General features: G+C 45.2%; 22 protein-coding genes. 11 read left to right on the top strand and 11 right to left on the bottom strand.

The window, feature by feature from the left end:
• The first annotated feature begins 29 nt into the window (after nucleotides 1-29).
• From AACT18_RS15760 to AACT18_RS15725, 8 genes are all read left to right on the top strand, one after another.
• Entirely contained in the window at nucleotides 30-401 is a 372-nt protein-coding gene (locus AACT18_RS15760) for a GntR family transcriptional regulator (protein ID WP_026028428.1), read from the top strand.
• Entirely contained in the window at nucleotides 398-1,261 is an 864-nt protein-coding gene (locus AACT18_RS15755; RefSeq protein WP_094124966.1) for an ABC transporter ATP-binding protein, read from the top strand. The genes AACT18_RS15760 and AACT18_RS15755 overlap by 4 nt, the downstream gene beginning before the upstream one ends.
• Nucleotides 1,261-2,118 carry a hypothetical protein gene (locus AACT18_RS15750; protein WP_017045015.1) on the top strand — a complete coding sequence of 286 codons (858 nt, stop codon included), beginning with the start codon at nucleotides 1,261-1,263 and terminating at the stop codon, nucleotides 2,116-2,118. Before AACT18_RS15755 ends, AACT18_RS15750 begins: the two co-directional genes overlap by 1 nt.
• A gap of 326 nt (nucleotides 2,119-2,444) precedes the next feature.
• Nucleotides 2,445-4,331 carry a methyl-accepting chemotaxis protein gene (locus AACT18_RS15745; RefSeq protein WP_094124805.1) on the top strand — a complete coding sequence of 629 codons (1,887 nt, stop codon included), beginning with the start codon at nucleotides 2,445-2,447 and terminating at the stop codon, nucleotides 4,329-4,331.
• Nucleotides 4,332-4,492: 161 nt separating this feature from the next.
• Entirely contained in the window at nucleotides 4,493-5,227 is a 735-nt protein-coding gene (locus AACT18_RS15740; protein WP_010316838.1) for an IclR family transcriptional regulator, read from the top strand.
• A gap of 6 nt (nucleotides 5,228-5,233) precedes the next feature.
• On the top strand, nucleotides 5,234-6,070 hold the full coding sequence (locus AACT18_RS15735; RefSeq protein WP_094124887.1) for an arginase family protein: 837 nt from the start codon (nucleotides 5,234-5,236) through the stop codon (nucleotides 6,068-6,070).
• A 106-nt stretch (nucleotides 6,071-6,176) separates the two neighbouring features.
• Nucleotides 6,177-8,054 (top strand): PhoX family protein, encoded by a 1,878-nt coding sequence (locus AACT18_RS15730; protein ID WP_013868327.1) that lies wholly within the window; start codon nucleotides 6,177-6,179, stop codon nucleotides 8,052-8,054.
• A 313-nt stretch (nucleotides 8,055-8,367) separates the two neighbouring features.
• Nucleotides 8,368-9,123 (top strand): phosphatase PAP2 family protein, encoded by a 756-nt coding sequence (locus AACT18_RS15725; RefSeq protein WP_094124888.1) that lies wholly within the window; start codon nucleotides 8,368-8,370, stop codon nucleotides 9,121-9,123.
• Nucleotides 9,124-9,211: 88 nt separating this feature from the next.
• On the opposite strand, the gene AACT18_RS15720 is transcribed toward AACT18_RS15725, so the two are convergent.
• Both AACT18_RS15720 and AACT18_RS15715 read right to left on the bottom strand, forming a co-directional pair.
• Nucleotides 9,212-9,916, bottom strand: coding sequence for a DUF445 domain-containing protein (locus AACT18_RS15720; RefSeq protein ID WP_094124889.1), 705 nt, complete (start codon nucleotides 9,914-9,916; stop codon nucleotides 9,212-9,214).
• A 97-nt stretch (nucleotides 9,917-10,013) separates the two neighbouring features.
• Nucleotides 10,014-11,858 carry an ABC transporter ATP-binding protein gene (locus AACT18_RS15715; protein WP_094124890.1) on the bottom strand — a complete coding sequence of 615 codons (1,845 nt, stop codon included), beginning with the start codon at nucleotides 11,856-11,858 and terminating at the stop codon, nucleotides 10,014-10,016.
• A gap of 511 nt (nucleotides 11,859-12,369) precedes the next feature.
• Here AACT18_RS15715 and AACT18_RS15710 point away from each other — a divergent pair.
• A complete protein-coding gene (locus AACT18_RS15710) occupies nucleotides 12,370-13,341 on the top strand; it encodes an arginine deiminase-related protein (protein WP_017045022.1) in 972 nt (323 codons plus the stop codon).
• Here the strand turns inward: AACT18_RS15710 and AACT18_RS15705 are convergent.
• From AACT18_RS15705 to AACT18_RS15670, 8 genes are all read right to left on the bottom strand, one after another.
• On the bottom strand, nucleotides 13,331-14,287 hold the full coding sequence (locus AACT18_RS15705; RefSeq protein ID WP_026028163.1) for a diguanylate cyclase domain-containing protein: 957 nt from the start codon (nucleotides 14,285-14,287) through the stop codon (nucleotides 13,331-13,333). The genes AACT18_RS15710 and AACT18_RS15705 overlap by 11 nt on opposite strands.
• A 119-nt stretch (nucleotides 14,288-14,406) precedes the next feature.
• Nucleotides 14,407-14,829, bottom strand: a complete 423-nt coding sequence (locus AACT18_RS15700; RefSeq protein ID WP_010316849.1) for a hypothetical protein — start codon at nucleotides 14,827-14,829, stop codon at nucleotides 14,407-14,409.
• Nucleotides 14,830-15,017: 188 nt separating this feature from the next.
• Entirely contained in the window at nucleotides 15,018-15,899 is an 882-nt protein-coding gene (locus AACT18_RS15695; RefSeq protein ID WP_026027146.1) for an L-ribulose-5-phosphate 3-epimerase, read from the bottom strand.
• An 8-nt stretch (nucleotides 15,900-15,907) separates the two neighbouring features.
• Nucleotides 15,908-16,555 (bottom strand): 3-keto-L-gulonate-6-phosphate decarboxylase UlaD, encoded by a 648-nt coding sequence (locus AACT18_RS15690; protein WP_010316854.1) that lies wholly within the window; start codon nucleotides 16,553-16,555, stop codon nucleotides 15,908-15,910.
• A 5-nt stretch (nucleotides 16,556-16,560) separates the two neighbouring features.
• On the bottom strand, nucleotides 16,561-17,382 hold the full coding sequence (locus tag AACT18_RS15685; RefSeq protein WP_094125794.1) for a pyridoxal phosphatase: 822 nt from the start codon (nucleotides 17,380-17,382) through the stop codon (nucleotides 16,561-16,563).
• 5 nt (nucleotides 17,383-17,387) lie between these two features.
• The gene (locus AACT18_RS15680) at nucleotides 17,388-18,080 is read right to left on the bottom strand and encodes an L-ribulose-5-phosphate 4-epimerase (RefSeq protein WP_013868339.1); all 693 of its coding nucleotides are present in this window, start codon (nucleotides 18,078-18,080) and stop codon (nucleotides 17,388-17,390) included.
• A gap of 7 nt (nucleotides 18,081-18,087) precedes the next feature.
• Nucleotides 18,088-18,570 (bottom strand): PTS sugar transporter subunit IIA, encoded by a 483-nt coding sequence (locus AACT18_RS15675; RefSeq protein WP_019282359.1) that lies wholly within the window; start codon nucleotides 18,568-18,570, stop codon nucleotides 18,088-18,090.
• Between the two features lie 77 nt (nucleotides 18,571-18,647).
• Nucleotides 18,648-20,408, bottom strand: coding sequence for a PTS ascorbate-specific subunit IIBC (locus tag AACT18_RS15670; RefSeq protein WP_094124631.1), 1,761 nt, complete (start codon nucleotides 20,406-20,408; stop codon nucleotides 18,648-18,650).
• A 390-nt stretch (nucleotides 20,409-20,798) separates the two neighbouring features.
• Here AACT18_RS15670 and ulaR point away from each other — a divergent pair, with 390 nt between their 5' ends.
• Together ulaR and ulaG are read left to right on the top strand one after the other, a co-directional pair.
• A complete protein-coding gene (gene ulaR / locus AACT18_RS15665) occupies nucleotides 20,799-21,554 on the top strand; it encodes an HTH-type transcriptional regulator UlaR (protein WP_094124630.1) in 756 nt (251 codons plus the stop codon).
• Between the two features lie 123 nt (nucleotides 21,555-21,677).
• Entirely contained in the window at nucleotides 21,678-22,745 is a 1,068-nt protein-coding gene (gene ulaG, locus AACT18_RS15660) for an L-ascorbate 6-phosphate lactonase (protein WP_013868344.1), read from the top strand.
• 107 nt (nucleotides 22,746-22,852) lie between these two features.
• On the opposite strand, the gene glgX is transcribed toward ulaG, so the two are convergent.
• Complete coding sequence (gene glgX, locus AACT18_RS15655) at nucleotides 22,853-24,850, bottom strand: glycogen debranching protein GlgX (RefSeq protein WP_094124629.1); 1,998 nt, start codon at nucleotides 24,848-24,850, stop codon at nucleotides 22,853-22,855.
• Nucleotides 24,851-25,256: the final 406 nt, after the last annotated feature.

The raw sequence follows: 25,256 nt of genomic DNA, 5'->3' as shown, positions 1-25,256 counted from the left end.
TGTGTATAACACTATATCGGTATGAAATTGTGACAGATTGGCAAGATAACCAACCCATATTCCGTCAGCTAGCCGACAAAATTACCGAGCAGATCCTACAAGGTATTTGGCTAGAAGATAGTGCGTTGCCTTCGGTAAGAACCGTTTCGGCAGATATGAAAATCAATCACTTAACTGTCATGAAAGGCTATCAACTGCTTGTTGACGAAGGCATTGTTGAAAAAAGACGAGGTCAAGGTATGTATGTCGCGAAAGGAGCGCTAGCGCAATTACAGGCGAAACAAAAGCAGCACTTTTTAGAGCAACAGATCCCAGAAATTGCACAAACACTCAAGCTATTGGCGATGCCGCTTGAGGATTTTATCAACCAGCTACAACAGCATATTGAAGGTGACCAATGAATCCTTTAGTCGAAGTCAACGGTGTATCTAAACAGTACGCAAAGCATGCCGAGTCGGAAGCTCTGCAGAATGTGAGCTTTAGGCTCTACGCAGGACAGGTGCTCGGTTTGCTCGGACATAATGGTGCGGGCAAGTCGACTTTAATTAAGTCGTTGCTCGGTGCTCACCATTATCAAGGTGACATTTTGATCCAAGGCTTAAATCCGATCACGGAACATGCGCAAGTGATGGCGCATCTTTCCTACATTTCAGACGTCAATGTGTTGCCAGATTGGATGACGGTTAAACAAATTTTGCGTTATACGTCAGGCGTGCATCCCAGTTTCTCGTTAGACAAGGCCACGCAAGTCCTTGCACAAACCAACATTCGTTTATCAAGTAAAATTCGTACCTTATCAAAAGGGATGAAAGTACAACTGCATTTAGCCATTGTGATTGCCACCGATACTAAAGTGCTGATTTTGGATGAGCCAACTCTTGGTTTGGACCTAATCTACCGTGATACCTTCTATCGTCACTTACTCGAATGGTTTCATGATGGTGAGCGTGCCTTGATTATTGCTAGTCATGAAGTATCGGAAATTGAACATTTGCTAACGGATGTGCTGATCTTGAAGCAAGGTAAGGTCGTGCTGCAAGACTCAATGGAGGCGATTACACAAGGGTATTTTGTTCTAGAGGCCAGTAACGCACATCAAGACGTTATCCAAACCTATCGTCCTTTGGCATCTCAGCCAAGCTTGGGAACAACAAAGTGGTTGTTGACTTCAGAACACCGTCAAGCCGTTGAAGGGCTTGGTTCTATTTACAGTGTAAAACTTGCTGAACTATTTCTTGCCTTGCAGAAGGAGAACGCATAATGCACCCCAGTATTTATATGCTTGAAAAAGAGCTGATTGAAAACAAAAATGTTACGCGTATTCCTTTGTTTCTATTGGTATGCGGAACCCTATTGTTCATCAGTTTGTTAATGAACAATACACTGCAACACAACCTGTTTTTTGAGATGGAATTTGGTGGCGACATCAGTGATGTCCATATCGAATTTGTGGATGATTTCAACACCTTTATCATCATGCTTGTTGGTTTTATTTCGCTAATGCTCAGTTCACTCTATTTCCCCAGAACATTCCGCAAGGAGCGTAAAGAGGGAAGCTCTATGTTCTGGCGCAGCATGCCAGTGACGAACAATATGACCCACATAGTGAAACTGGGGTTTGGCTTATTTGTAATCCCTGTGGTCTGTTCCGTGTTAGTCATTTGTGCGGACGTTCTGCTGTGGGGGCTTAACTTAGCGACAGAAAACCGTTTAGCCCTACTATTTGAACAACGTTCTCTAGGATATGCCGTTCAACACTGGTTGAATTACCTCAGTATCATGTGGGTGATTGCTGTGACGATGCTGCCATTAGCCTGCTTTACTTTAGTTATTTCACAGATATTTAATTCGCCGATCCTTGTGATGTTCGTGGGCGGTTTCGCGCTTAAATGGATCTCGATTGTTATGCTGAATTCTGACATTGTAGGGGAGTTTTACCACGCGATTTTTAACTTGCCGTTGCAGTTAATGACTTCTTCAAACATGTTCACGGCTTTTGAAGGTGCTGGTTGGGGTAATTTATTTGTGTATATCATGATTGGTATCGCCAGTTACTGGATTAGCCACAAGCTCTATAGTACTGATGAACTTTCATTGAAGTCACTGTTGACCCGATAAGTTTCTGGTTAATTGTGGTCAAAAAGAGAGCGTTTGTTCTCTTTTTTTTCGCCTATTTCCTGCGGTTACTATGGTGAGGCTAGAAAAGGTTAGACCAGAAAAATTCACTCAAAATTAGAAGTTAGTTCCAAAGTGATGAGTAATCAACTCTCTGACTAACATGATATAAATGTGTTAAATGCACTATGCTATTTTGTAGTCCTTTGTGAGCAATGACAAAGACGTGGACCGCTTCAAGTTTTATTTTGAGGCTTGAAATTATAATGTCCAATTGATCGAGAATTCTATCGGTTTGAGTTAAATTACTATTACAAATAGGTCTACCTATGTTTAAAAAAATGTCGTTAAAAAACAAACTGGCGATTTCAGCCAGCGCTGCCATTATTCTTGGGGGATTACTCGTTGAAGCATTGTCGTATCGAGCTGCACTGGAGCGATTAGATATTGATGTTGAACAACGATTACAAAGTACCACCGCTTCTTATAATCAGTATGTGACGGACTGGTTACTGTCGAAAGAGCGTGCTTTAACCTCGCTGTCGCAAGATGCCGAGAAACAAGCCATCGTGACACATTTAAAACAAGTTCGAGATTCTGCAGCGTTTGACAACGTATTTCTTGCTTACCCCGACGGTTCGCAAAACAACGCTAATGGTGTCATCTTGCCGCCGGGGAACGATGATCCGCGCAAATGGGGCTGGTATACAAACGCTAAAGCAAACCCATCAAAAGTGTTTATGGATAACCCAACCGTTGCTGCGGCAACGGGCGCTAATGTGGTTTCATTAGGTAAGGCACTGAATTTAAATGGCCAACAAGTCGTTTTAGGCGCCGACGTAGAAATTACTGACATCCTCAACAGCATGAAGCAAGTTATTTTGCCGGGTGAGGGATATATGTTTATTGCTAACGATAAAGGCAATATTTTTACCCATAGTGATACTAAGCTGCTCAATAAAAGTGTTTCTGATCTGGGTTTAAATTTCGCTGATATCCGCCAAGCGATTGCGAAAAGCAGCGATTTATTGGTGGATATTCGAGGTGAGGAGTATGTTCTCTACGCCCGAAGCATCAACGGAACGAATCTCAGTACTGTTGTGGTCATCAATCACGATTCGCTCATCGCACCTTTATCTGAAGCTACCTTCAGCCAGCTCATTGTTACTGCCGTTGTCGTCATACTCTGTACTCTGCTGTTCAACTTATTGTGTAATATTTTGTTCCGTCCTTTGAATAATGTTTCTCAAGCGTTGGCACAAATTGCAAACGGTAGTGGTGACTTAACCCAACGTATTGAAGTAGAGAACAGCGATGAAGTAGGTGAATTGGCCAGAAACTTCAATACCTTTGTGGAAAGCTTACAACAACTTATTGGCCATATTCGTCACCAGTCTCATCAATTGGAAGCGCAATCAGAACATGGCGCGCATCGCGCTAATCAATCGGCATCAGAGCTTAGTCACCAGCAGCAAGAAATTGTGATGGTCGCTACTGCGGTCACTGAAATGGCGTCGGCAACGCAAGAGATAGCCTCTCACGCAGAGCAAACGGCAAAAGCGGCGCAAGACTCGGCAACCAGCACCAACAATGGACATGCTTTGGTGATTCATACCAAAGGCTCGATCAATAACTTGGCAAAATCAGTGAGTGAGGCCAGTGGCGTGATTGCCGCACTAAACCAACACGCGCAAGAGATTTCGACCGTACTGGCAACCATTCAAGGCATTGCAGAGCAAACCAACTTACTTGCGCTGAATGCGGCTATTGAAGCTGCGCGAGCGGGTGAGCAAGGCCGAGGTTTCGCCGTGGTAGCAGACGAAGTTCGTGTGCTTTCTCAGCGCACCCATACTTCTACCGAAGAGATAAAATCAACCATTGATACCCTGCAAGAAACGACTAAACGTGCTGTATCGTTGATGCAAAGCAGCTCAACGCTCGCTGAGAACTCAGTGGAAGATGCCGATAAAGCATCTGGTGCGCTTGAAGAAATTAAAGCAGCGGTTGCCTTGATCAGTGATATGGCGACACAAATTGCGACGGCAGCCGAAGAGCAAACGCATGTGACTAGTGAAATTACACAAAATGTTACTTCTATCAAGGATGTGACGGAGCAACTGGTCATTGGTGCAGAAGATAGCTTGAGCCAATCCAACGAACTCAAGCAGCAAGCGGAAGAGCTGAGTGCAAAAGTGGCGACATTTAAATTAGCGTAACGGTTGTTTCTTTCTTATTCAAAAGGCTCTGCGGAGCCTTTTTTTGATCAGCTTGTTATGTTTTCTCACTTGGTGAGAAAGCAAGTCTGTTATTAATCTTAAATTCTCGATATATAAGAATCATAGTTGAGGCGTGGAATAAATGAGGCTAAAAAGAAAACATGAACGAAACGAAATTATCGGCCAGCCAAGTTAATGAAAAGTCACTGCAATTATTGATGCAAGTGGCGGTGAATGAAGAGCCAGTATCAGCGAAAACCTTGAGCGAACAATTGCAAGTTCCGCTGAGTAGTTTGTACCGACATCTGAAGATTTTGAAAGAGTGGAACTTGATCGAAGAGAGCCCACACGACAAAACGTTGATCATCGGTTCGGCGGCTCTACTTTTAATGCGCAGTTATGAAACGAGTCAACACAATTTAGATGCAGTCGATGCGGTGTTAAGTCGATTACAGAAACAGACAGGCGAAATGGCGGCATACATGGTTCCGGTGGGATACCGAGCCTTGTGCGTTAGCCAAAAAGAAAGTATGCAGGCACTTCGATGCAGCTTCGTCCAGGGTCAAAGTCAACCCCTGCTTCGAGGTGCCTCATCTAAAGTGATGTTGGCGTATTTACCCGCCCCGCGCTGTGAAAAAATTCTTCGTTATTTTGGTGAAGACCACCAAATGGAAAAATGGCAGACAGAGTTGGAAAAAATACGTCGTAATGGGTACGCCGTGAGCACGTCAGAAATTGATCCTGGCGTTTCCGGAATTAGTGCCCCCGTAATGAAAGGGAGTAAGTTGATCGGCGCAATTTCAGTGATGGCTCCAGCCCATCGTGTTGAAACCAACAAGCAGCGGATCATTTTACATGTATTACAGGCAGCAAGAGCGTTGCCACCAGAAAGGTAATTCATAATGCTAAGTTTATTCAAACGCTACCGTATGAGTCGTACACAGAGCCAACCCGCTTATCCATTCACGTTCATGACACTCTGTGAACAGATAAAGCCAATGTCTCAAGTAGAGTTTGAATTTGCTCAGCAGAGCCTTGAATTTGCATCAGATTGGCTCTATCAGCGTCAATCCACGCCTTGTTACTCTGATGCGGGACATATAGTCGTCAAAGATAAAAATGCCACCCGTTTTCAAGACACCTTGAGTCATCAATTAGCACTGAGCTCAGTTCCCGTCGTACTAGCGAATTGTCACGAAATGCTGCTCAATGCATTACCAGTGATGGCTTTTGAGAATGACGAAGTTGGTATTGTGAGTATCGGACATCATTTTGAGCTGAAACAAACGCTGGACCTACAAGTTGGCTCTGCATTTCATTTTGCACTCTCTCGCTATAACAATACGCGCCTATTTTGTATTGGAATTGATGAAATGCATCAATCCAACCAAGTGTGGGAGTATGCAGAAGATTTAGGCTGTGATTGGTTAACGCTGAATGAGTGTGGTTTTCGTCATCGTAATCAACTAAAAAGCCAATTAGGTCACTACATAGAGCATTGTGATCAACTGATCGTGACGATTGATTTAGCCTCTTTAGTTCCGGGAGTAGGGGTTGATGAGAATCATGCGTTAGATAACCAGATGGTATTAAGAAGCCTAAGACAATGTGTGTTATCAGGTAAGATAAAACTCATCCAATTGATCGGTGCGAAAGAGAAGTTGATTTATTCTAAGCAGACCAAAGAAATTTTAGATGAGCTATGTGCTTTGTCACCGGATGTGATCCACGCTGCTTAGTTTTAGTGTCACCGTTAAGCAATCTAAATTTAACATATTTGTCACGATAGACCGCTATGCTGCTTGCAAAATCCAATAACAAGACAAGTAAAGTCAAGGAGCAAACATGTGGAAGCGTGAAGAGCAAGAGTCTCAATTTAGTGAAATGATCGAAGCGAGGCTCTCTCGTCGTCGTTTTATGGCGGGTAGTGCGGCAGTCAGTGCAGGCGCGTTTTTATCTTTAAATCCAGTTGCTAAGGCTGTGGCGGCAAAGTCGAGCTCTTCACTGCTCAATTTTGAAGCCATTCCTGTCTCAACGGCAGATGCCATCGTTGTTCCTAAAGGGTATAAAGCGACTCCGTTGATTTCATGGGGTGACCCCATTTCTGTTGATGCTCCTGAGTTTGACCAAAGTGGTAAACAAGATTCACGAGCACAAGAGCTTCAATTTGGTGATAACACTGATGGCATGAGCTTTTTCCCCATTTCGGATGATCGCGGTGTACTTGCGATTAATAATGAATACACCAACTACGAATACTTGTTTGATCACAAAGGTAAATCGATGACAGCAGATGATGTGCGTAAAGCGCAAGCTGCGGTCGGCGTTACTGTCGTTGAAGTGATGAACAAAAATGGCCAGTGGACGGTTGACCGCGCAGGGAAGCGTAACCGTCGTATCACGGCAAACACACCAATGTTGCTCACAGGGCCAGCTGCAGGCCATACGCTAATGAAAACCGCCACTGATCCTAAGGGCTTAAATCCACTGGGAACTTTTAACAATTGTGCGAATGGTCAAACGCCGTGGGGGACATACTTAACGTGTGAGGAGAACTTTGATGATTTCTTTGGTAGTAACCAAGATGGCGTGAAGTTAACGGCTGATCATAAGCGTTATGGTATTGAAGCCAAACCCAGTGATTATCAGTGGCACCAACATGATGAGCGTTTTGACGTTGCGAAAAACCCCAATGAGCCAAACCGCTTTGGTTGGGTGGTGGAAATTGATCCGAACGATCCAACATCGACGCCACTTAAACGCACGGCGTTAGGCCGTTTCAAACATGAAAATGCGGCGCTTACTCTCAACAAAGATGGCCATGCTGTGGTCTATCTGGGGGATGATGAACGCGGTGAACATCTATACAAATTCGTTTCAAAAAATCGCTACCAAGCTGGTAACGATGCGGCGAATCGCAATTTATTAGAAGAAGGAACCCTCTTTGTCGCTAAGTTTGATATGAATGAGAAAGAACTGAAAGGCTCGGGAAAATGGCTTGAACTGACCTTTGGTAAAAATGGTTTAACGCCAGAAAATGGCTTTAAGGACCAAGCAGAAGTGATGATTTTTGCTCGCCGCGCAGCGACTCAAGTGGGTGCTACGACAATGGATCGTCCTGAATGGGTTGCGATTCACCCTGATAATAAGCACGTGTTCTGTACACTGACCAACAATAAAAACCGAGGTAAAGAGGGGCAGCCTGTTGGTGGTCCTAACCCTCGCGCTAAGAATAACTATGGCCAGATTCTGCGCTGGATGCCAGCCAATGAGGATCACACTAGCACTGTGTTTGCATGGGATCTGTACTTGATTGCGGGCAACCCAACGGTACATAAAGGCGATCTCTATGCGGGCAGCGACAATATCTCAGCAGACAACATGTTCAACAGCCCAGATGGTATCGGCTTTGACAAAGCGGGTCGCTTGTGGATTCAAACCGATGGCAACTATTCCAACAAAGGGGATTTTGCCGGGCAAGGCAACAACCAAATGTTGTGCGGGGATCCAATTACTGGTGAAGTGAAACGTTTCCTAACTGGGCCGATTGCTTGTGAAATAACAGGGTTAACTTTTTCACCGGATCAAAAAACCATGTTTGTTGGCGTTCAACACCCTGGGGAAGATGAAGCGCCATCGCATTTCCCATACGGTGGAACCACCAAGCCACGTTCGACCATTATGATGATCACTCGTGAAGACGGCGGGGTGATTGGCGCATAAGCCCTGATCATTTTCCTCTGAAGGGAGCTGCGGCTCCCTTTTTAACATTCCTGCTGTTGGTCAACGCTGTTGCCATCATCCATTCATGGTCTTGGCGCCTCCTATCTTGCACGAAAGAAGACGTTGTTTCGGTTAGGCAGAACATGGTCTGGTTTGCCTTTCCTACACATTATGTATGAATTCTTTGTGTCAGGAAAATAAGTAAAAAGGGTGAGGTCTGGGCGATTATTTTCCCTCAAATTGACAATTGCTTGATACGTTCTTTGCGTGTCGTCCGTTATTATGTTGATCTTCAATAATCCAGCGGTGTCTATTGAGCGTGAAAAAGCAAATCCAAATCAAAAAATCGGGCTTAGTACTCTTAGCCTTGTTCTCGTTGCTGTTAGTTCCCATCTCATTGGTTGGGTCTTCGATTGATTTGACCACACCAGTGAGCGAGGGCGTCGGTGCATTTTTTACCTATTTAACCGACACGGCTGGTTGGCAAGGTTTTGGCTTTACCTTTGCTTTGTTGGCTTTTTTGGCAACACGGACAGCGACTTCCCGCATTGAACTGCTTAACTGCATTACTCAAATTGGCTTGTTATTGGTGATTGGTATGGCTGCCAAAACGGGTTTAAAACATCTGACAGAGAGCCCGCGCCCGTACACTGAATTGATGACGCATCAACTGCTTATTCCAAACCCTGCGCATTTTTATAAATTGAGTGAATTACAAAAAGAAAGTGTGATGACCGACATCGCAACCCAAGTCAGTGACTGGCGCTTACGTCATTGGCAGGGTGAAAAGGACTATTCATTTCCTTCTGGCCATACGATCTTCGCTGCTATTTGTCTGGCTTTCTTTGGTGGCTTGTTTATTGAACAAAAGCGCTATATTTTTGCGGCGGGTCTACTGCTTTGGGCCTGTGGGGTCGCCTTTAGCCGCTTATGGTTAGGGATGCATCGTCCGGTTGATTTATACGGCTCCTTGCTGTTTGTCAGCATGATTTACCTTGTGATACCCAAAGTGTACCCCTTAGATCACCCTAAATTAAAACCACTATTAACGCGTCTTCATCTCTGTTAACGGGTCACGAGTCATCATAAAAAAGCCAGCACATTAAACGTGCTGGCTTTTTTGTAATCACATTTTACTATCACATAAGTAACGGCAATCAGGCAAAGAAAGAGGAAGCCACACCAATCAAACCACCGAATACTCCACCCCAAACAACCAACCAGCCAAGGTGCTGTTTAATCATCTTCTGTACCATCTCTTTCACCAATTTAGGCGTGAGTTCATTGAGACGTTGATCGATGATGTTTTCGATGTTAGCGGTGATCTCTTCAATCATCTCAGGAGCTTCTAACTGCTCTTTGAGCGCTTGTTTAACGCTATCGCTTTGGCTGATATCAATCATAGATTGCTGCATTTTTTCGACAAACGGTTGCTTGAGTGGTTGTAGCGCGTCGGTTCCACCAAACATCGCCAGCATGCCGCCAAATGGAGAGTTTGCAATCACTTCGACCAAAGAATCAAAGGTTGGGTTGAAGTCAACTTTGGCAATCACAGGCTCAAGATCCAACGTTTTACTGCCCGTCATCTCTTTACTGAGGAAGCGGTCAATATTGGACTGGGTGAAAAATTGCTCCATCATCAGGCTCTTGATTGCGGTTTTGAACTCTTCAAAGCGAGCAGGTATCACACCCGAGCCATATAGTCCTGGCACTTTTTCAAACAGCATGTGAATCGCAAGCCAGTTGGTGATTGCGCCAGAAAAGGCAAATAAGCCCGCATACAGCGCAATAGTGTTATCCAGTTGATAGCCCGCAGAAAGGAGCGCTAGCGCAATGATATTAGTGAGTAAGCTCTTGTTCATAATCCAAATCTAGTTAAATAAAGGGAATGGGCGAATTCTAAGGAAAAAGAGTCAATTGTGGAAGCATCAACGGAGCGCAAACTCCGTTGATAAACCATTAAGCAATCTCAATGTCGTCGCAACCGATAAAGCCACCCGTTTGGTGCGCCCATAGGTGTGCATAAATGCCGTTTTGAGCGATCAACTCTTGGTGTGTGCCTTGTTCAACGACGTTACCTTTATCGAGTACGATCAACCTGTCCATTGCGGCAATGGTTGATAAACGGTGAGCAATGGCAATCACGGTTTTGCCTTGCATCAGCTCATTTAAGCTCTCTTGAATTGCCGCTTCCACTTCGGAGTCGAGTGCGGATGTGGCTTCGTCGAGTACTAATAGTGGCGCATCTTTTAACAGCACGCGGGAAATCGCAATTCGCTGGCGCTGGCCGCCAGACAGTTTTACGCCGCGCTCGCCCACTTGCGCATCATAACCTAGGTTACCAAATGGGTCGGTGAGTGTTTCGATAAACTCATGCGCGTGTGCCTGTCGGGTGGCTTGCAGCAGTTGTTCTTCGCTCGCATCAGGGTTGCCATACAAAATGTTATCGCGGATCGAGCGATGCAGCAGTGAAGTATCTTGCGTCACCATACCAATTTTGCTGCGTAATGAATCTTGGGTGACGTCATTGATCGCTTGCCCATCGATGCGAATTTGACCACCTTCAACATCATGAAAACGAAGCAGTAAATTAACTAAAGTCGATTTGCCAGCGCCAGAACGCCCTACTAAACCCACTTTTTCACCCGGTTTAATGGTCAGGTTTAAATGGTTAATAACGCCTTTATTCTCGCCATAGTGGAAACTCACGTCATCGAATTCGATGCCACCTTGTGCAACCTGCAACGGTTTTGCGTTGGGTTTATCTTCAATGGTGATCGGTTTCGAGAGGGTTTTCATGCCATCCACGACTGTGCCCATGTTTTCAAAGAGTGCACCGACTTCCCACATGATCCATTTCGACATGCCATTAATGCGCAATGAAAGGCTGATCGCAATCGCGATTGCACCAATACTGATGGCACTCTGCATCCATAGATAAATCGAAGTCGCCGCAATCACGAACACCAAAATATAGTTGGCGAGTTCAACGCACAGGTTAAAACCAGTCACTAAACGCATTTGGCGGTGAACCGTGTCTAAAAAGCTCTCCATGCCTTGTTCGGCATAGTCGGTTTCTCGGCGGGTGTGTGAGAACAACTTGACCGTGGCAATATTGGTGTAGCTATCGACAATGCGCCCCGTCATGGTTGAGCGAGCATCGGCTTGTTCTGATGCCACTTTTTTAAGCTGTGGTACAAAGTGAAGTTGAATGCAAATGTAGGCCGCGAGCCAGACTAGCATCGGCACCATTAAACGCCAGTCTGCTTGCGCCAACATCACCACAATCGCAGTGAAATAGACTGACACATAGACAAACACATCCAAGGTCTTCATCACGGTTTCGCGGATGGATAACGCCGTTTGCATTACTTTAGTGGCAATTCTTCCCGCAAAGTCATCTTGGTAAAAAGAGAGGCTTTGTTTGAGCAGATAACGGTGCGCTAACCAACGGATCGACATGGGATAATTGCCGAGCATAGTTTGGTGGATCAACAGTGAATAGATGCCAATCAAAAGTGGCATGATCACGAGTACTAAAACAGATAAACCGATCAAGGTGTCTCGGTTCTCAGTTAGGAAAGTCTCTGGGTTACTGGATGAGAGCCAATCCACCAGCTGGCCCATAAAACCGAACAGTGATACTTCAACAACGGCAATTAACGTGCTGATTAACGCCATTAAAATGAGTGGTTTTTCAAAGCCGCGCGTGTAGTAACGACAAAATGCCCATAAGGTCGCAGGAGGCTGTTTGGGTTCCTCTTTGGGAAAGGCTTGGGTAAAGCTTTCAAATTTTTTATACATCGAAAATCCTTATGCCAATTCTCGCTAAAGTATGAGAGACCAAAAGCCTAGAACGCGAGAATCTAACGTTGAACTCCTATAAGGGGAGCAAATGATGGAGTAAGCCGAACAGAAGTATAACGAAATCACAACATAAGTGGCGGATTACTTTTCGCGCTTGGCTCTAGAAAACGGCGCCTGATTAATACGGTGGTTAATGCAGCAAGCATCGGCTCGAATGGTCAGTAACGTCCATCGGGTGAAAAAGTGAAGCGAGTTAAATATCGTTATCGACGATAAGAGAACCATAAACGAGTTGCGTTACTTTTAAGTGAGTTTTTACTGTGAATATTTTTTGAATAAGGGTGAATATTTTTAGATGTGATGATGATTTTGCCGTAATTTTTAATGTTAAAAATAGTTTTCTCAGTAATTAATAGGAGTTATTCGATGAAATAACCCAAAATTCAGTCAATGTTGTTTTAACATTATGCTTACAATTGGCCTAAAGTGAGTAGAAGGGAAAGTTTCTATGATGTTGCAGGAACAAGTGATCACACAGCCAGCCGTGAATACGGTACAAAATGCCAATTGTGTCGTAATGGTGCCGCCAAAAGAGTTCAAATTTAACGCTCAAACGGCACAAGATAATGAATTTCAACACCAAGTTGCATTGAGTACCGAACAAGTTCGCATCCAAGCCATGGCCGAATATCAAAGCATGGTTGAGACGCTGCGTCTCGAAGGCGTACAAGTAGTGGAGTTTGATTACCCATTATCTGAAGTGGAAACGCCAGATGCCGTCTTTCCCAATAACTGGTTTAGCACTACGCCAGAGGGAACCTTGTTTACCTTTCCGATGGCTTGTAAAAATCGACAGCAAGAAGTGCGCCCACAAGCGTTGGTTGAAGCCCTTACTTTGTCAGGCCGCAAGGTATTGGCGCAAGATTCGTTGCTCGCGTATCAAGACCAGCAGGCTTATCTTGAAAGCACCGGTGTGATGGTGATGGATCACCTTAATCGAACCATCTATTCGGCGTTGTCACAGCGCTGCGACCGTGAAGTGCTAGAGGAGTACGCCAAACGTATCGGTTATGATCGCGTGGTCTCTTTTCAAACGGCGTTGCCTTCAGGCCAACCGGTTTATCACACCAATGTGATGATGGCGGTTGGTGAAGCATTCTGCGTGATTTGCGATGAAGTGATCCCGGAGTTTGAACGCCGTTTTGTGGTTAAATCACTGGCCAAAGATAAACAGATCATCTCAATTTCACTTGAGCAGATGAACTGTTTCTGCGGCAACATTTTACAATTAGAAACGGCGGCAGGGGATAAAGTGATCGCTATGTCACAATCGGCGTTTGATGCCTTTTCGCCGGCGCAGCGTGCGCAGCTGGCCAGTCACGGTAAGTTACTGCCGTGTAATGTGAAGACCATTGAGGATATTGGCGGTGGTTCGGTGAGATGTATGTTAGGGGAAGTGTTTTTGCCTTCTATTGGCTAAGATTGATGTACTCAACGCCATTTTTGCCATTTTTCTTCACCTGATACATTGCTTGGTCGGCCAATTCATATAAGGTTTCAAAAGTATGCGTTGAGGTTGTGAATTGGCAAACACCAATACTAAAGCCAATTTGCACTTCTCCATGGCTTAATTTTAGTGGTGAATAGGCTTTGGTGAGCAAACTGTCGATAAACTGCTTTAACGTTTCTGTGCTTTGGTTGATGCACAATAGGACAAACTCATCGCCGCCCAAACGAGCAATCGATGATGGTTGAGGCGCATTTTCTTGAAGCCATTGAGAAACTTGGAGTAGCACGAAATCCCCAGCTTGGTGCCCAAGATGATCATTGACGGTTTTAAAGTCATCCAAATCGATAAAAATTAGTGCCGCAGGGTGTTCGACAAGATCATTCATCTCGTCAAACTTAGTTTCTAGCGCTTTTCGATTTAATAGGTTGGTTAATGGATCTTGCGCGGCGAGTTTGGAGAGTTCTAATTCATAATGTTTTTCATTGGTAATATCCGTGTGGGTGCCCATCATGCGCAGCGGCTTTCCATTCTCATCATATTCAACGATTCGGCCGCGATCCGACACCCAGCTTTGACCTCCATCTTTGCGGATCATCCTGTGTATGACCTGATAGGTGTCAGCCTTGCCATTCAAATGGTCCTCAAAAGCGCCCACGGCTAAGTCATAATCATCGGGGTGGAGCTTGCTTTTCCAAATGTCGACGGTGGCGTCTAGCTCGTGTGATTGATAGCCAAGCATATCACCCCATTCTCTATTGAATATTTTAAGGGTTCCGCTAGGAATGTGTTGTTCCCAAAGACAAAGACCAGTGCCTTCTAGCGTTGCATTCAGTTTTTCTTCAAGAGAGCTGTTTTCTTTTTTGAGATGCTCAACTTGCTCTTCAAGCTGCTTGATTCGTTTTAAGTACTCTTCCATAAACCGTGATGAACCGAGTCTGCATTTATGTCGAGTGTGCCACAGTTTGCCGATGGATTCACAAGGTTGTTGATATCTTGTTCAACATACATCTCATTTTTTCCCGTGGGTCACAAAGCTTATTTGGTTTGAATAAATTTGCTGTAGGTACTGACTCGGCCGTTGATGTACTCAATACCGCAGTGAATACTGTGTTCGTTATTGCCAACAATCTGATATTCGACAATAAATTCACCGCTGATCACTTTGATAAATAAGAAACCGTCGATGACTTTCCATAATCCTTGCAGTGTTTTTTCACCAAACAGATCTCGCTCGACTAACGTGCCATTAGGCTTTAAATGCAAAGCGGAAGAAAAACCGTCTACATTCACTTTTACCCAAGTATGCTGGTGAGCCTCAAAGCTTAATATTTTGCGTCGACACTTAACCCATTCTGCCAGCGCTTGCTCTTGGGTTGGGGTGAGCGTAGGGAGCGCTTCCATTTCTAAAAGGGTGTGATGCTTTTCATACCAGAAGAGTTGTAAGTGAAGTAATTTCATTGGTTCTCAGAGTGTTATGCATCGGGGCGTTATCAAAAAGCAACTCTGCGCGATTGTGTTGGTGATGTCAATATTTGCCAAGAAAAGCTACCGCGCTCACGGGGGAGAGGGCGCGGCATTATCCAATATGAGGATGAAGGATGCATAAAAGATGCACCCGAGCACAATTTATAGGTTGAATAAATGAGCTATAGGTTGAATAAACGAGGCGAATCAGCGGCATCGCAGGCTTGATTTAGCCGATGTTGCGCAACACGAATATTGTGTTTCCAATGTTCATCTTGCGCCCACATTTCGATCACCATAGGTACAACACAGTTTGCCTCTTTCAGCGTTTGGGAAATAGCATCGAAATTGACTTCTCCTTCACCAATCACCAAGTCTCGAAATTGGCCCGTGGAACTAGAGGTGACGCAATGAGTATCTTTAAGGTGGATCTGAGTAATGTGTGGCATACCAAGTGCCAATTCAGTACACACATCGTAGTTCCAACCTGAAATGTTGCCTACATCTGGATACGCCATAAAATAGGGGGAGGGTACTTGCCGCTTTAGAATTTCGAACTTACTGAGTGAATTAAGATAGCTGGTATCCATGATCTCCACTGCCAGCATTACGCCAGCACGCTCGGCCAATTTGGCGGCAAGCTGCATGCCTTCAATGAAACGTTGATGAGTTTCTTTATTAGCGGGTTCGTAATAGACATCATAGCCTGCGAGTTGGATGGTGCGAATGCCCAGTTTGTAAGCTAAGGTAATCGCTTTCTCCATGTGCAGAATGGCTTGCTCTCTAATGGCGGGGTCTGACGAGCCAAAAGGAAACTTGCGGTGTGCACTTAGGCACATCGATTGTAGCGGGATTTGGTATTGCTCACACCATCTTCGTAGCTGATAGATGGTTGCATCATCCCAGTCTAAGCGTTGACGACGTTCATCCGACTCATCGACGGATATCTCTAAAAAATCAAACCCCAGCTCTTTCGTTGTGGCGAGCTTTTCTTCCCAACTGAAATGATTGGGGAGCGCTTTTTCATACAACCCGATACGTTGGCGTGGCAAATGTTGATACATACGGCCTCCTAGCACCAAAAACGATCGATTTGACTGCGCAGTGCTTCGGCAGTGACGCGACCTTTTTCACCGACCAATGCACGCCCCGCAATGAAGGTTTTGGCCTTAATGCCTTCAAATAAATAGAGATCTTCTGGCACGATGCCACCTGTGATGGAAAGTTCAAGCCCCATATCGGATAGAGTTCGCATCTTCTCAACATCTTCGCTTGTCCAACCAATACCGGCCAGTTCGGCATCTCTTGAACGGTGATAAATGGCTTGAGTGATACCAAGGTCAATCCACGCTTGTGCATCAGCAAAGGTCCAGTTACCGTAAATTTCGATTTGGATTTCGCCATCCAGTTCATCGGCGACTTTCTTACACGCACTGATGGTGGCGATATGCGCTGCGGCAGAAACGGTGATCCAATCCGCGCCAGCTTCAAATGCCATTCGCGCTAAAATAGCGCCGCCATCGGTGGTTTTCATATCGCACACTAGAATATGGTCAGGGTGATTATGGCGTAACGTTTTGACGGCCTTCATGCCTTCAGCAAAGGCGAGGATGGTGCCGACTTCGATGACATCCACAAAGCTTGCTACGTTTTTTGCCACTTCGATGGCAGAAATAAGGTCAGTTTGGTCGAGAGCGATTTGGATCATTGGTTTAGTCATGAGAGTTATCCTTGAATTTTGTCACGGATCAAACGGGCGAGCCCGTCGTGATTGTTATCGGTTGTACAAATCAGTTTGGCGTGGGATTTCACCGTATCGTCGGCATTGAGCATCGCCACACCGAGCCCAGCGTAGTCGAGCATTGAAATGTCGTTATGGTTATCGCCGACAGCCAACACGTGATTAGCGTGGTAGCCAAGTGATTGCACATATTCAGCCAAGCGCTGACCTTTACTGTTGCCTTTGGCAGCAAAGTCGATGCGATTCGACCATGAACGCTCACCGTTGAATGTTTCTTGTACCCAAGCTTGTTGGGCAAGACGTTCAACGGAACTCGGTAGCCCTTCAACCACAAATTTCCAAATAAACGTTTCTTGCTCGACGCGGTGACGAAACGAGTCAATTTGCTCGATTTTGGGCTGTGCTGTTGGTGGGTACTGGTTAGCCCATTTTTCCAACGCTTGCATGTAGGCGATTGGGCTACGCTTGGAATAGGTCATCGCGTCGGTCACATACATCACCAGTTTCATTTGAAACTCTTTAGCCAAAGCGAGAAAGGTCAATGCATCTTGCTTGGTGATGGCATTGTGCTTGAGCACTTTTTCATTTTGGTAGTCATACACATAAGTGCCGTTACAGCAGATGATGGGGGTTGTAAGCCCCAATTCTTGATAATAGGGTTTAGCCGCCGTGTGGTGACGGCCTGTCACGATCACCACGTGGCAGTGTTGCTGCGCCTGTTGAATCGCTCGCTTTAGCTGAGGATGAATGGTGTGTTCATCAGTCAACACCGTGCCATCAAGGTCGAGCGCGAGAACTTTATACATAGCCGCTACCTTTGGCCGTAGTAAGCGTTATCACCATGCTTACGTTGATAGTGTTTATCGGATAATTCCGGTTGAATTTTGATGCCACTGTTGAGTGAACGAGTCGCCAGCGCCATGGCGGAAATCTCTTCCAAGACGACAGCGTTATGAACGGCATCGTTAGCATCTTTGCCCCAAGAGAAAGGAGCGTGCCCGGCGACAATCACACTTGGCACCGCCATCGGATCAATGCGACGATGTTTGAACTCTTCGATGATCACAAGGCCGGTATTTTTCTCATACTGGCCAGCGATTTCATCGCAAGAAAGTTTGCGTGTGCAGGGGATGTCACCGTAAAAATAATCGGCGTGAGTGGTTCCTAAAGCAGGAATGTCAATGCCCGCTTGCGCCCAAATAGTGGCACTGCGCGAATGGGTGTGTACCACTCCGCCAATCTCTGGATAAGCTTTATAGAGTTCGAGGTGAGTGGCGGTATCACTGGATGGATTAAGTGTGCCTTCCACAATCGCGCCGTTAAGATCAACGATCACCATGTCATCGACTTTCATCACATCGTATTCTACGCCTGAAGGTTTGATGGCGATGACGCCCTTCTCGCGGTCTATTTCTGATACATTGCCCCAAGTGAAAGTGACTAAACCGTATTGGGGAAGCTTAAGATTTGCCGCAAATACTCGCTGTTTTAGTTCGCTATACATGACATCCTCACTCGACCAATTGCGCCGCTAACGCTTCATCAATCACTTGGTAAACATCCTGCGCGGTATGACAACGGCGCAGTTTATCGAGATCAACGCCAGTCTCGCTCTCTTCATCATCCAGCACTTGGGTTACTTCCATTAATCCTTCCATATGCTGATCAGACGAGCTGCCCGCTAAGGTGATCAGCACATCGACCGGTTCATCTTCGCCGTCAAAATAGACAGGCGTTTGCAGCGTCACTAAAGCAAAGGCGGTTCTGATCACGCCATTTTCAGGACGAGCATGAGGCAGGGCAAGATTAGGCGCGATGACGATATACGGGCCTAATTGTTCAACGCTGCTGATGATGGCATCGTGATAGCAGGGGTGGATGGCTCCTGATTTGATCAGCCTATCCGTACCGATTTTGATCGCCTCTTGCCAAGTGCTCGCCTGTGCATTTAATTGAATGGAGTCATTGTCGATCAGTGATTGTTTCAGTCCCATGGTTCTATCTCCAGAGTGGGTGCCAGTGCGTCTGGCACCTATTGTTGTTTTTGTACTTATCGTTTTGTAGTAAATAGCTATTTCAAAGTGACAAAGTTTTTATCGATGATATCGAGCAGCTCATCACCAAAAGAGTTCGGATTCAGCATGTTTTGTACGCCGAGCACAAATTTGCCTTCTCCGGGCTCCATCTCACCAGAGAGATGTTTTGATGAGACGATGATGTCGGTGGTGGCGAGCTTAGATTTATAATCAGACACTGCACAGGAATCCATCACGTGTGGAATGCCTTTCTTCTCTAGATACTTACCGATTTTCATCTTCATCATCATTGAGGAGCCTTGCCCATTACCACACACGGCTAAAATGCTGACCGGGCGCACGCCATCACTGACTTTCAGTGCTTGTTCGACGGCGGCGATGACGTCTGGCTCGTCACTGATGTTCACCAAACCTTGTGCATCTTCCTCTTCACGCAGTTTTTTAGAGGCAAAGAACATGTACACACCAGCCAATGCAATCAGTACAAAGAAGAACAGTTTTGAGACGGATAAGCCTTGCATGATTGGCGGGAAGACTAACGCCCAGTCGGCCATGCCCATCCAGCCACTGAATTCGGTGCCGTATTGGTTGAAGATGTGAATGGCCCATGCTGAGCCAACGACTTCGATGATACCCATCACAAAACAGATCTTCATGACCGCGCGCCAGCCGCCAAAGTGGTTGGCAAAAACACCAATGGTTGCGTTGGAGAAGAACATCGGGATAAAGCCGGGAATGATCATGATCGGTGCATCAAAAGCGAGCATGGCCAGCACCGCGGTAAATTGACCAATCGCGCCCCACATAAAACCAAACACCATGGCGTTAGGTGAGAACGCGTAGATAGCGGCGCAGTCAATGGCTAAAACCGCGTTAGGAATGACGCGCTCTGAGATACCTTTAAAGGCTTCAGACAGTTCGGCAACGAACATACGCACACCCGCTACGATAACTTGAATCGCTACCGCAAATTTAAGGCCAGTTTCCAGAATGTAGATAGACCAATGGGTTTTTCCCGCCATTGCTTGCAGGTTGTCTAAACCAAATGAGAGCAAAATAATGCCGAAAAATAGCGTCATCACAATCGCGGTTGCGGCAATACTGTCGTGGAAAATGTGCAACCATTTAGGCAGCTCAAGGTGGTCGACACTCTCGTTTTTGTCGCCCAATTTGGGGGCAATCTTAACTGCAATCCAAGACGCGACTTGTTGCTGGTGGCCGATGGAGAAACCGGCTCCACCCGTGACGGCTTCGGTGGGTTTGAACATAATGTTGGAGGAGATAGACCAGTAGAGCGCCATCAAAACAGCCGAATAAAGGATGGTTTCCCACATGCTTGCGCCCAGCACAAGGTAGAACACCGCAATTAACCCTGCCTGTTGGAACATAATATGCCCCGTTAGCATGATGGTGCGAATGCCTGTGTAGCGGCGCAGCAAAACGAGCAAGATGTTGATCGCCAGTGCCAGTAGTACGGTATAACCAACCCAAGAATAATCATCCCCCATGATTTCCATGGTGGCCATCATTGAGGTGTACGGGTCGATAACCGAGCCAGTTAAACCATGATATTCCGATAATTTCTCAATCACAGGCTTAAAGCCTGCCACTAAGGTCCCTGCACCCACCTGTACCAACATAAAGCCGACGATGGTTTTGATCGACCCTTTAATGATGGTGGTGGTATCTCTTCTTAATAACCAGTAACCGATAAGGGTGACTAAGCCCAGCAGCAAAGGTGCTTTAGTCATTACTTGGCTATAAAAAATGTAGAAGATATCGTAGATGAACTGCATATCTTTACCCCTTGATTCTCTATTTATCGTTATGTGTATTCCCGTCTTACTCGAAGCTGGGTGTAGGTCAGAGTGAATCAGCAAGGTGATGCCGATTTCAATCCTGTTTTGCTCACGAAATAGACTTTACCAATCAAAAGTAATCATTCAATGCTCATTTGTGATTATTTTGATTTTTATCAATTTCTTCGCCAAATGGAGACATTATTTGATACTCAAGTCACAGTTAAAATTTTATTTCAAATAAAATCAATTGGTTAGGTTTTATTGTGAGCGAGAGGGAAGTTTTGTTCGTCCAGTGTTTGACATTGTGATGGATGAGAAATAGAATCAAAACAAATCATAAATAATCACCAAGTAATCACTTGATGAAAAGATAAGGTGATAACCATGAACGAAGTACAAAGACATAACGAGATACTGTCTTTGCTAGACAATATGCACACCATCAACGTCACGCATATTATTGAGAAATTTAACGTGTCACCAGCAACGGCACGCCGCGATATTTCTAAGTTAGATGAGCTAGGTAAGCTAAAGAAAGTTCGCAATGGTGCTGAACGTTTAGAGATTAGAAAGCGAGCGTGGACGCCGTTAAATATCGACAGTACGGATCATTTCCATGAAAAATCACAGATTGCCATGGCTGCGGCTAAGCTCTGCAATCCAGGTGACAGTGTGGTAATTAACTGTGGTTCGACCGCCTTCTTGCTCGGTAAAGAGTTGTGTGGTCAAGATGTTCAAATCGTGACTAACTATTTCCCACTGGCCAGTTATCTTATCAATGAAGATCACGACGATGTGATCATCATTGGTGGGCAGTACAACAAAGCACAAAACATTTTCCTCAACCCCGCCCCTGATTCGTTAGGTGGTTATGCCGGACATTGGATGTTCACCAGTGGCAAAGGGCTGACGGAAAATGGCCTATACAAAACCGATATGCTCACCGCCGTTGCCGAGCAACAGATGCTAGAGCAAATCGGTAAGTTAGTGGTGGTAGTGGATAGTTCTAAAGTTGGGCAGCGTACGGGCATGCTATTTTGCCCCGCCAGCAAGGTTGATATTGTTATCACTGGCAAAGCCGCCGATCCGCAAGTTATCCAAGCGCTACAACAGCAGGGGACAGAAGTGATTCTGGTATAGAAAGCACTTCGCTCTACACATTCTAATAATAAACACAGGCTCAGTGTCTTCACCTTTGGTTAAGACGCTTGGCTCCCTACATCCAAAATTTGTCTAACTGATCGTGAAATAAAAGGTGTTGCTATGAGTAAAATTGATGAAATCACACGCGATTCATGGGTTCTCAGTACGTTTCCTGAGTGGGGAACTTGGCTGAATGAAGAGATAGAAAAGACCGAAGTGGAAGCTAACACCTTTGCTATGTGGTGGCTTGGTTGTACAGGCATTTGGCTAAAAAGTGCCGGTAATACCAATCTTTCGATCGATTTTTGGTGTGGGACGGGTAAGAAAACACAAAAAAATGCCTTGATGAATCAACAGCATCAGATGATGCGTATGGGGGGCGTTCGTGAACTGCAACCCAACTTAAGAACGTCTCCTTTTGTGTTGGACCCATTTGGCATCAAAGAGATAGATGCCGTGCTGGCGACGCATGATCACGCTGATCATATCGATATTAATGTCGCAGCGGCTGTGCTGCAAAACTGTGGTGAGCATGTGAAATTTATTGGGCCACAAGCTTGCGTTGACCTGTGGCAAGGCTGGGGAGTACCGAGTGAGCGCTGCATTGTGGCGAAAGTGGGTGATTGCATTGAAGTCGGCGATATCAGCATCCGAGTGCTGGACTCTTTTGATCGCACTGCGTTGATTACGCTGCCTAAAGGTGTTTCATCTTATGATAAGGGGATTCTTGATGGTATGGATGATCGCGCGGTCAACTACTTATTGGAAACCTCCGGTGGCTCAATCTACCATTCAGGTGATTCGCATTATTCGAACTACTATGCCAAGCATGGTAATGACTACAAGATTGATGTAGCGCTGCTCTCATACGGTGAAAACCCACGAGGCATCACAGATAAGCTGACTGCATCTGATATTTTGCGCGCAGGCGAGGCGTTAGATTGTGAAGTGGTGATCCCATTCCATCACGATATTTGGGCTAACTTCCAAAATGACCCGCGTGAAATTGAAGTATTGTGGCAAATGAAAAAAGATCGTCTGCAATACGGTTTTGCGCCATTCTTTTGGCAAGTGGGTGGAAAATACACCTACCCAACCGACAAAGGACGTATGCATTACCAGCATTTCAGAGGCTTTAAAGACATTTTTGTCGATGAACCAGAGCTGCCTTTCAAAGCATTCTTGTAATGTTTTGAAAGCAAAAATTAGAGAAAGAGAAGAGAAAGAGGCCAATTGGGCCTCTTTGTTTATTGGTAATCTCTTTGCTTATCGGTAGTGATGTACAGCACTTAATTTTATACTTCAGGTTGGTAGTGCAAAATTGTCATTGATATGGGCGACTGTAACAACTCCCCTTCTGCATGGCCGGGTTGTACGTTACGTAAATTGGTATCGCATATCACTTCCCAGTTTTGGTTACGATCTTTAGGTAGAGTAAAACGAGCGGGTGCGTTGGTTTGGTTGATCAAATAGAGCATTTCAGCCCCATCCGATCCAATGCCCATCTGCAATGCCACAGAACTTAAGCGGTTCCAATCATCATGTTCCATCAGTGTGCCATCCACGCGTCGCCAGAATACGCGGTTGGCATTACGTTCCTCACCACTAAAAGCACGAATAAAGGGCACCATATAAAGGTGTCTTGCCGCCACCATTTGACTCAACCAATGTTTGAAGTAGCTTTTGCGTTCGGTCATGTTCCAGTCAAGCCAACTGATCTCATTGTCTTGGCAATAAGCGTTGTTATTACCTTGCTGAGTATGAGAAAGCACATCCGCGGTGAGAATATGAGGAATGCCAAAAGCAAAAAGTAAGCTCGCCATCATATTGCGTTTTTGCTTTTCGCGAGTTGCTTTTATCACCATGTTCTCTGTTTCGCCTTCGACGCCATAGTTGTCGGAGCGATTGTCACCGTGACCATCTCGGTTTTGTTCACCATTCGCTTCATTGTGCTTATGCTTGTATGACACCAAATCTTGCATGGTGAAGCCATCATGATAAGTGATGTAATTGACGGTCAGTTTGTAGGGCCAGTTGGCGGCACTGTACAAGTCGCGCGAGCCCATTAAGCGTGTGGCGAACTCTTTTAAATAGCCTTGATCGCCGCGCCAGAAGCTGCGTGTGATATCACGTAATTTGTCGTTACATTCATTCCAACCGAAAGGAAAATTGCCTACTTGGTAACCGTTTGGACCGATATCCCAAGGCTCTGCAATCAATTTAACTCGTTTTAACGTTGGATCTTGCGCCACCGCTTTAAAGAACGCAGCATCGGGGCTGAAATTATCGCCATTTCTTCCAAGCGTTGCGGCCAAATCAAAACGAAAACCATCGACTTGGTATTCGCTAACCCAGTAGCGCAGCGTGTCCATGACTAGGTTAAGGGCGGGTTGATAAGAGAGATCAATGGTGTTACCACAACCGGTAAAATTCGCGTAATGTTGGCCGTGCTTTAGATAATATTTAGGGTCGAGTGCTTTTAAATTGAAAATAGGCCCATCTTCGCCCCCCTCTGCTGAGTGGTTATAAACCACATCCAGTATCACTTCAATTCCGTGACGATGCAGTTCTCTGATAGCCGTTTTCAGTTCCGTTACCGCATCTTTTTGCGCATAACGTGGATCTGGCACCATAAACAGATAGGGGTTATATCCCCAATAGTTGACTTTGCCCATATCCAATAAATGTGGCTCATGCATACAAGCCGCGATGGGCAGTAGCTGTAGTGTGTTGATGTTTTGCTTGCGATAAAACTCCAGCATCTCCTCACTGATTAAGCCTAAATAAGTACCTTGTTCTGCTTTAGGCACTCGTGGATTGAGTTTGGTCACTCCTTTGACATGGGTCTCAAACAAAATAGTCTTATCGCGAGGTATGTGTGGCTTTTTAGTTGATTGCCAATCGAATTGATCGTCAACCACGATACACTTAGGCAGCTCGAAACTCTTTTTTGAACTAAATGGTGTTTTATAGCCTAAGTTTTTATCTATCGCCTTCGCGTAGGGGTCGGAAATATAGTGCGGCTCGTCACCATTTAAAATGAGGTAACCGTATTTTTGCCCTGCTTTAATGTTTGGCACATGAGTGTACTTCACGCCCGCATATTCATTCTCTAACTCGTGGGTGGTGAAACTTCCCTGTTGATCAAACAGAGCGAGTAGAAGCTGTTTATTTGCTGGAGCATGAATAGCAAAATTGCAACCTGTGTTGTCAAGGGTTGCACCGAGTGGGTAAGGGCTAGAAATAGTACATTTCATATGGGCATCTTTAATTGTTATTTTGCTGCACGTCATCGCTTTAAGTAAAAAGCTTTGTTGATATTAGGTCAAGCGCCCAATGAATAAAATTTGAATGTAATTTTATTTCATTTTAATGATGTTATTGGCCCTAAATAGTGATCAATAAGGCATTTTGTATTCTATTTTATAACCATTAACTGATCTCCTCCCCCTGAAATCCGTGATCCGTGCTTTAAAAACGCCATACTATAAAATTACTCATCCTTTCTCCTCCCCCCCAAATTACTTTGAGGTGGAGGAAGCAAGCCTATTACGCCTTTAGTAGTCTTATCACCGTTGAAACAACTGGGGACTTAGTCCCGTCTTACCTCTTCTTTTAGCGTCTATCTGTCAACTGCCTTGCAGGTTCCAATAGGAGAAGAGTGAAAGTTTTAAATGCTGTCCGTAGTTAAAATTTTCC

The sequence above is a fragment of the Vibrio sp. V04_P4A5T148 genome (genome assembly GCF_963875605.1).
Lineage (GTDB): Bacteria > Pseudomonadota > Gammaproteobacteria > Enterobacterales > Vibrionaceae > Vibrio > Vibrio anguillarum.
The sequence above is the reverse complement of the archived record's forward strand: the minus strand, read 5'-3'. Positions and strand labels throughout refer to the sequence as shown.